The following is a 6,330-nucleotide window of genomic DNA, read 5'->3' on the forward strand; positions in this document are numbered from 1 at the left end:
TACCTACGATGATTGTCCAGAGATACGAAAGCTCTTTAATTTTGCCCATATTATCGAGTGGAATCTTCAGTATGGTATGAATAATTATAAACAAGTATCGGCGGCATCTGGTAGGGAATTAATGATCAAAAACTATTAGTGTCATATTGTAGTGGAGTATTTATCTACCATAATTTAGCTGGCATTATTGATAAAGATTTGGAAAAATCATCAAAAGCCTTGCTAGGAAAGTCAGACAAATCCGTTTTTAATAGGATGATTAACTCCCAATCCAACTTGAAAAACCCGCTCCCCACCCTCCTATACATTTTAAATAGGTGGCAGTTCAGGGGGAACTGGAATAGGTGTACAAGCTGCCGCACCTATTCCAGTCAGTTTATTCGTGTTGCAAACGTTCCAACGCAGCCACCAGCGCATCCACCTCGGCTTTAGTATTGTAGAAAGCCAAGGAAGGGCGCACCGTTGCCTCTAGACCAAAGCGTCGCAGAATGGGTTGAGCGCAGTGATGGCCTGCCCGCACGGCAATCCCTTCCCGATTCAGGGCCTGTCCAATGACTTCCACATCAAATCCCTGTAGCACAAAGGAAAGCACGCTGGCCTTATCGGCCGCCGTCCCAATCAAACGCAGGCCCGGAATGGTTGTCAGTCCCGCAGTGGCGTACTCTAGAAGTTCATGCTCGTAATTGGCAATGGTGGTCAAACCAATCTGCTGAACATAATCCAAGGCCGTCCCTAAGCCAACGGCATCGGCAATATTGCCCGTTCCGGCCTCGAAGCGAGTGGGAGCCGCCTGATACACGGTGCGCTCAAACGTCACATCCACGATCATGTTGCCGCCGCTTTGCCAGGGAACCGTGGCATTCAACAGGTCTTCTTGACCATAAAGTACCCCGATCCCTGTCGGACCAAAGACTTTATGTCCGGAAAAGACGAACCAATCACACCCTAATTGTTGAACATCGATCGGAATGTGGGAAACCGATTGAGCGCCATCTAACAAGACTTTAGCTCCGACCCGATGGGCTAAGTCAATGATTTGTTTGGCGGGGGTAATGGTTCCCAAGGCATTGGAAACATGGGAAAAGGCCACCAGTTTTGTGCGGGAGTTGAGTAATTGTTGGTACTCTGCCAGTAAAATCTGCCCGTGGTCATCCACGGGGACAACCCGCAACTTTGCTCCCGTTTGGGCGGCTAGTTGCTGCCAGGGTACAATATTGGCATGGTGTTCTAGATGGGTGAGGACAATCTCATCCCCCGCTTGTAGGGTTTGTTGTCCCCAGCTTTTTGCCACCAGATTAATGCCTTCCGTTGTCCCCCGCACGAAAATGATTTCGTTGGCAGATGAGGCATTGAGAAAACGGCGTACCTTGTCTCTGGCCGCTTCGTAAGCATCTGTGGAGCGAGCCGCTAATTCATGGGCGGCACGATGCACATTGGAATTTTCATGGCTGTAGAAATGAACGAGGCGATCGATGACTGCTTGGGGCTTTTGAGTTGTTGCGGCATTGTCGAACCAGATCAGTGGTTTGCCATTCACCCGTTCTTGCAGGATGGGAAAATCCTGGCGAATGGTATGAACATCAAAGAAGCTAGGTCGTTGAACGCTTCGCCCGCTGGCATGGGGGACAAAAAGGGGATCGATCCCCGGGACTTGAACAAGCTTTTCGGGTTTGGCCACTACGGCCGGAAGGTCGGGGATTTTTGTTTCTAACTCCTCAATGAAGTAGAAAGAGGAGGTGGCTAAGGGTACAGCCAAGGGAACTGTGGGCCGTTCGCCCACAGCAGCTGGGGAGGTTGCGGGGGTAGCCGGCAAGTCCAGGGTTGGGGGAATCGCCGCGGCGGATGGCACCAGATAATCCCGATCTGTACTCAACCCCTTCGCCACCTCGGCCTTAAGGTCGTGCCGTTGTAGTTCTTGAATTATCGTCTGGGCGAGATGCTCAAGAAGGTCAGGTTGAAATAAGGGGTTAAGAGAAATGTTCTCGACCTCAGTTGGGGCAGTCGTGGGCGGGGATACAGCGGGTAGATTCCCCCCCGCCTTTTCAGGGATCAGTTCGGGGTTAGTCATAGTCGTAGATGTGGTATTGGTTGACATCAACGTTCTCCAGTACGGCCGCCGCATCGTCGGTCAACACTGCCAACGAACAGTAGAGGGAGACCAGGTAAGAGGCGATCGCCTTGCGACTAATCCCCATAAATCGCACCGACAAGCCAACTCCCTGTTGACCGGGTAAATTGGGCTGATAGAGACCGACCACCCCTTGACGGCTTTCTCCTACCCGCAATAACAAAATATTGGTTTTGCCTTGTTCATTCACGGCCAACTTATCGGAAGGAATCAAAGGCACGCCCCGCCAGGTAATAAACTGAGACCCGAATAATGACACCGTGGCAGGGGGTACACCCCGTCGGGTTGCTTCTCGGCCAAAGGCCGCGATCGCTTTAGGATGGGCGAGGAAAAATGCCGGTTCTTTCCACACCTTCACCAGCAACTCATCCAAATCGTCCGGCGTGGGCGCACCATTGCGAGGTTGCACTTTCTGGGAATCAACAATATTGTTGAGCAATCCGTACTCATGGTTGTTGATCAACTCATTTTCTTGACGTTCCTTCAGCGTTTCAATCGTCAGGCGCAATTGTTCATGGATCTGATCGTGGGGACTGCTGTAGAGATCGGACACGCGAGTGTGAACATCCAGTACCGTATTCACCGCACTCAAGAAATACTCCCGGGGGGTCTCTTCGTAATCCACAAAGGTTTCGGGCAGCTCCCGCTCATCTCGTTCAGAGCAAGCCACCTCAACCCGGGAGGCATCCCTGACTTTATTGAGACGATAAATCCCCGCTTCAACGGGTAGCCAATGCAAGAGGCGAACGAACCAACGGGGCGAAATGGTCAATAACTGAGGAACGGTCTTTGTGGCATTGGCCAACTGCCGAGCGGCAGCATCTCCCAAAGCCAGTTGCAATTCATGATCTTGGGTATAGGTCATTGAGTTAAATCCTCCAATTCAAAAAAAAGTAACAAAGCGACTGTTATGGCCGAACATTCACAGTCGGACAGCCCCTCAAATTCCAGAGCCGTCATCAAACATTTCCTGTCGTAGTTGAGCCTGGGAGACAAAACCCCCCGGCGGCACACTGCGGGTTAACCAAACATTTCCACCAATGGTTGCGCCCCGACCGATAGTTACCCGACCGAGAATCGTTGCACCTGAGTAAATCACCACATCATCTTCAATAATCGGATGACGGGCTTGACCTTTGATTAAACTGCCCGATTCGTCCCGGGGAAAGCTTTTCGCACCGAGCGTGACCGCTTGGTAAAGGCGCACGCGATCGCCAATCACCGTGGTTGCCCCAATCACAACCCCCGTCCCATGATCGATAAAGAAGCTATTGCCAATCGACGCACCGGGGTGAATGTCAATCCCCGTTAAGGAATGGCCAATTTCACTAACAATCCGCGCCAACAAGGGAGAGTCCAACCGATACAGGGCATGGGCAATGCGGTGATAAGTGATTGCCGTTACCCCGGGGTAACAAAACAACACTTCATCTAAATTTCTGGCCGCCGGATCACCTCGATAGGCCGCAGTGATATCGGTTTCCAGCAGAGCCTTCAGATGGGGTAATTGAGTGGCAAAGGCTTGGACCGTTCCTTGGGCGTGCTTCTCAATCTGGTCTGACGACCAGTGCAACTGCGACCCCAGCAACCACTGTTCACGACAAACTTGGTGATGCAGCAGTTGTAGGACTTCATTGAGCGTATGACCGATAAAATAGCGGCTGGATGTTTCGCCTAAATCGGGATTGCCAAAGTGATAGGGAAAGAGAACGGCGCGCAGTCGATCGACAATCCGAAATAAGGCCTCACGGGAGGGCAAGGGAAAATGGCTTCGTGATTGAGACCAACTGTGGAACGACTCGCCACGAGGTTTAGACAATTGAGTGATAATCTCATCGAGATCCAAGGACAAGGTTGGTTGGGAGAGAGCGCTGAAACTGCTCGGATGCTCGCTCGTCATGCCACTAACCCTTGCTCATTAAATACCCCCTGGAACAGGATGGAACTCAAATACCGTTCTCCGGAATCTGGCAAAATCACGACAATGGTTTTGCCTTGGTGTTCGGGTTGTTGTGCCAAGCGAGCGGCGACGGCGACGGCGGCACCGCAGGAAATGCCGGAGATAATCCCTTCTTCCTTGGCCAACCGTTGGGCATAAAGAATGGCCTCTTCGTTGGAAACGGTTTCAATCCCATCCACGAGGGATAAATCCAGAACTTCGGGAACAAACCCCGCCCCAATGCCCTGAATTTTGTGAGGGCCAGACTTTAAGGGCTGACCTGCCCGGGCTTGGGATAGTATGGGGCTGGCTTCTGGCTCCACTGCTACCGATAAAATCGGTTTTCCTCGGGTGTTTTTGACATAGCGCGAAACTCCCGTAATGGTTCCGCCCGTTCCCACACCCGACACGAGAATATCGAACGCCCCATCTGTGTCCTGCCAAATTTCGGGGCCGGTGGTTTCCTCATGGATGCGGGGATTGGCAGCATTACGGAACTGTTGTAACAACACATAGCGATCGGGATTAGACGCGGCAATTTCTTCTGCCTTTGCCACCGCTCCAGTCATGCCCTTAGTCCCTTCTGTTAACACCAGATTGGCTCCATAGGCGAGCAACAGTTTGCGCCTCTCCAAGCTCATGGTTTCAGGCATAGTCAGGGTCAGGGGAATCCCCTTAGCGGCGGCGACAAAGGCCAAGGCAATACCTGTATTGCCACTGGTGGGTTCAACCAGTTCTTTGCCCGGCCCTAATAGCCCCCGTTCTTCCGCATCCCAGATCATGGCCGCACCAATACGACATTTGACTGAATAGGCTGGATTGCGACCTTCAATCTTGGCCAGAACCGTGGCATGAGTGTTGCCAACGACTCGATTAAGGCGCACTAGAGGAGTCCGCCCGATCGACAAACTGTTATCTGCGAACCATTTCTTACTCACAAAATGGCAACTCCATGATTAAAATACGACAGTTCACCAGATTGGCTCATCTTGAATTCATTTTAAATTCATTTTGAATCCATTTGAAATTCATCCTAGCCTATGCACTATCAACCTCTGGTCAAGCTAAACAAATCTTTACAATCAAGGGTGGTAGGCGATCGCTGAGGTTGAAGAATCAAGGTATAGGAGGGCGGGAAGTGGAGATAAGGGAGCGGGTTTTTCAAGTTGGATTGGGAGTTATACTTTAGACTAAATCCGTTGAGCATAGGCTACATATCAAGACAGGCACTCATGCAATAGGCACTCATGCAAAGGGGAGAATAAATAATCAGTTTTTAATAACCGGATTTAGTATGATATACGGAGTCGTAAATTGGCGGTGCGAAGCCACACTCCCTCTGGTAGTTGCTAACTCAATCGGGCAAAGAGAAGTCATCAAAACCGTTATTGATACTCCATCAAGAAAACCAATGATCACTAATCCTCTGAAACGGGGTGAAGTCTGGTTAGCCGACCTCAATCCAACTCAAGGTTCTGAACAAGCGGGCATTCCTCCCGTCATCATTTTCCAGAATGACCTTGTTTCCCAGTTCTCAACTACGATCATTGCTATTCCGCTCACCACCAACCAACGTCGCGCTGCTTTGCCTATATGCTTACTGATAGAACAAGGTTAATGGTGGACTCGGCCAAGATTCTGTTGCCCTATGTTTTCAGATGAGAGTGCTGGATAAAACTCGTTTGATCCGCACACTGGGACAACTGATTCCCGAAATAATTGCCCAATTGGAAGAAGTGGTTTTGCGGCTCTTCTCGACTTTGTGTAATAATTTTTGCCTATGAAATCGTGAAATATTTACTGGGAAAGACTTTTAGGACTATTTTGTTGTAGAAACTATCAGTATAAGTCTCGTTTCCACACAGAAACCATAAGAGCCGTTTTGCTAACCTTAGGATACGAGTCATAAATGTGGAATTAAATGGAATTCTTATGGGTATAGGCTACATATCAGGACAGGCACTCATGCAAGGGGCAAAAGGGGGAATAGATAATCAGTCTTTAATAAACGGATTTAGTATATAGCAAAGACCAAGGTGCTTAGGACAATCCATCGCTGAAACCCTGTTCAGATAAGAGTTTGAAAATTGAAAGCGTCCTAAATAACCCATTATTTGCTATAAAAGGCTCTTCGGTAATTGTTATGCAAATAATTAACTTAAAATAAAATTCGATGAGAGTGCCTACGCCTAAAAGTAGCTGAAATCTATACAGGGAGACACTTACGGCACAAATAGGTTAATACCAAAAGATAGACAATTGA

General features: G+C 49.5%; 4 protein-coding genes and 2 pseudogenes. 2 read left to right on the forward strand and 4 right to left on the reverse strand.

Going from position 1 to position 6,330, the window contains the following annotated elements:
- Positions 1-139: pseudogene (locus tag IM479_RS18600) on the forward strand (DNA adenine methylase); the annotation flags it as partial.
- A gap of 237 nt (positions 140-376) precedes the next feature.
- Here the strand turns inward: IM479_RS18600 and IM479_RS18605 are convergent.
- From IM479_RS18605 to cysK, 4 genes are all read right to left on the reverse strand, one after another.
- On the reverse strand, positions 377-2,095 hold the full coding sequence (locus IM479_RS18605) for a family 2A encapsulin nanocompartment cargo protein cysteine desulfurase (RefSeq protein ID WP_287699531.1): 1,719 nt from the start codon (positions 2,093-2,095) through the stop codon (positions 377-379).
- Complete coding sequence (locus IM479_RS18610; RefSeq protein WP_002750434.1) at positions 2,061-2,993, reverse strand: family 2A encapsulin nanocompartment shell protein; 933 nt, start codon at positions 2,991-2,993, stop codon at positions 2,061-2,063. The genes IM479_RS18605 and IM479_RS18610 overlap by 35 nt, the downstream gene beginning before the upstream one ends.
- 75 nt (positions 2,994-3,068) lie before the next feature.
- On the reverse strand, positions 3,069-4,028 hold the full coding sequence (gene epsC, locus IM479_RS18615) for a serine O-acetyltransferase EpsC (RefSeq protein WP_287683626.1): 960 nt from the start codon (positions 4,026-4,028) through the stop codon (positions 3,069-3,071).
- Positions 4,025-5,005: a cysteine synthase A gene (cysK, locus tag IM479_RS18620; protein WP_287683625.1), complete on the reverse strand. Its 981-nt coding sequence runs from the start codon at positions 5,003-5,005 to the stop codon at positions 4,025-4,027. The genes epsC and cysK overlap by 4 nt, the downstream gene beginning before the upstream one ends.
- A gap of 473 nt (positions 5,006-5,478) precedes the next feature.
- Between cysK and IM479_RS18625 the strand changes: the two are divergent.
- Positions 5,479-5,851: pseudogene (locus tag IM479_RS18625) on the forward strand (type II toxin-antitoxin system PemK/MazF family toxin).
- Positions 5,852-6,330 lie beyond the last annotated feature (479 nt).

The organism is Microcystis sp. M165S2 (assembly GCF_020245885.1).
In the GTDB taxonomy this organism is placed as follows: Bacteria; Cyanobacteriota; Cyanobacteriia; order Cyanobacteriales; family Microcystaceae; genus Microcystis.

Excerpts from the sequence above, each read along its gene's own strand:
- IM479_RS18605 (WP_287699531.1), bottom strand. The coding sequence starts at position 2,095 with ATGTCAACCAATACCACATCTACGACTATGACTAACCCCGAACTGATC.
- IM479_RS18610 (WP_002750434.1), bottom strand. The coding sequence starts at position 2,993 with ATGACCTATACCCAAGATCATGAATTGCAACTGGCTTTGGGAGATGCT.
- epsC (WP_287683626.1), bottom strand. The coding sequence starts at position 4,028 with ATGACGAGCGAGCATCCGAGCAGTTTCAGCGCTCTCTCCCAACCAACC.